General features: G+C 71.2%; 1 protein-coding gene, 1 pseudogene and 1 riboswitch. The gene and the pseudogene both read left to right on the forward strand.

What is annotated here, in order from left to right:
- Positions 1-883: heparinase II/III family protein (locus tag QZV94_RS24935; RefSeq protein WP_293683154.1), on the forward strand; the 883-nt coding region annotated here is incomplete at its 5' end.
- A gap of 27 nt (positions 884-910) precedes the next feature.
- Positions 911-996: riboswitch (ZMP/ZTP riboswitch) on the forward strand.
- 21 nt (positions 997-1017) lie between these two features.
- A pseudogene (gene purH, locus QZV94_RS24940) lies at positions 1018-1671 on the forward strand (bifunctional phosphoribosylaminoimidazolecarboxamide formyltransferase/IMP cyclohydrolase); the annotation flags it as partial.

Consider the following 1671-nt stretch of genomic DNA (forward strand, 5'->3'; position numbering starts at 1 on the left):
GCTGGCGGCGCCCGACGCGGTGCAGCGGGCGATCTCGCGGCTGTCGACCGCGGTGCGTTTCTTCACCCTCGCGGACGGCGGGCTGGCGGCCTTTCACGGCGGGGTCGCGATGCGACCTTCCTATGTCGCTGCGGCCCGCGCCCAGGACGAGACCGGTGACCGCCCCACCCCCAGCAGCCTCGATGGCTATCAGCGTATGGACTCGCGCCGCCTGCAGGTGGTCTGCGACGTGGCCGCCCCGCCCGCGGGGCCGTGGAGCGAGCGGGCCGTGGCGCAGGCCGCGTCGATCCAGGTGTTGGCGGGCGGCCGGCGGCTCATCGACGCGGCGTGCGGGCGTGGGATCGAGACCGCATCGACGATGCAGGTGGGCGAGAAGGGGTATGGCCGGGTGCTGACGGGCGTTCCGGCCTCCGTGCTGGGACCGCGGCTCGTGAGCGCAGAGGCGCCGTTGGACGTGAAGCGTCACGAGGCGCCGGGCGCGGTGTGGCTGGAGCTGAACCACCACGGCTGGATGGCCCGCTACGGCCTGATGCACCAGCGCCGGCTCTACCTGGACCTGGAGAATGGCGAGCTGCGGGGCGAGGATCGGTTGACGCCCACGGCCAAGGTGCAAGGCCCGGACGGCCGCCACTTCATCGCCTACGCGCTACGCTTCCAGCTGTCGCCGGGCGTCAGCGCCCTGGTCTCGCAGGATCGACGCAGCGTGCTCTTGCGGCAGGAAGGCGCCGCCGGCGGCTGGACGTTGAGAAACGACGCCGTCGACATCGCTCTGGAACCGCGGGCGGCGGGGCAGGGGCTGCAACTGGTGCTGAAGGGACAACGGCGGGCGGATTCCGGGGCGCGCGTGCGGTGGAAACTCTCAGCCGCTGCTCCATCCCGTTGACCTGAACGCGACGCGGGGCTAGTCCGCGTCATCCCGCGTGACTGGCGACTAAAGGTGGGCGACCACCGGGGAGCGCGGAGACCATATCGACGCCGCTCGCCTGGGCATTCCTTCCAATTCGAGAGGAGAATGCCTTGCCCGCCGCACCCGATTTCCCACCCGCCCCTGACAAGGTCCCCGTCCGCCGCGCGCTCCTGAGCGTGTCCGACAAGACCGGCTTGGTTGAGGCCGCTCGCGCCCTGGCCGCCGCCGGGGTCGAGCTCGTCTCCACCGGCGGCACGGCCAAGGCTATCGCCGACGCCGGACTCCCGGTGAAGGACATCTCCGAACTCACCGGCTTCCCGGAGATGATGGACGGCCGCGTCAAGACCCTGCACCCGGTGGTCCACGGCGGCCTGCTGGGCGTGCGCGATGCGCCTGAACACAAGGCGGCGATGGAAGCCCACGGGATCGGGGCGATCGACCTGGTCTACGTCAACCTCTACCCTTTCGAGCAGACGGTAGGCTCCGGCGCGGACTACGCGACCTGCGTGGAGAACATCGACATCGGTGGGCCGGCGATGATCCGTTCGGCGGCCAAGAACCACGGCTACGTCGCGGTCTGCACCGACCCGGCGGACATGGCCGAGGTGCTGGCGCAGGTGGCCGAGGGCGGAGCGACATCACTGGCGCTGCGCAAGACCCTTGCGGGCCGGGCCTATGCGCGTACGGCGACCTACGACGCCTCCATCGCGACGTGGTTCGCAGCCGAGCTCGGCGAGTTCGCGCCGCAGCGGCTCGCCATCGGC

The organism is uncultured Phenylobacterium sp. (assembly GCF_902826855.1).
Classification (GTDB): Bacteria; Pseudomonadota; Alphaproteobacteria; order Caulobacterales; family Caulobacteraceae; genus Phenylobacterium.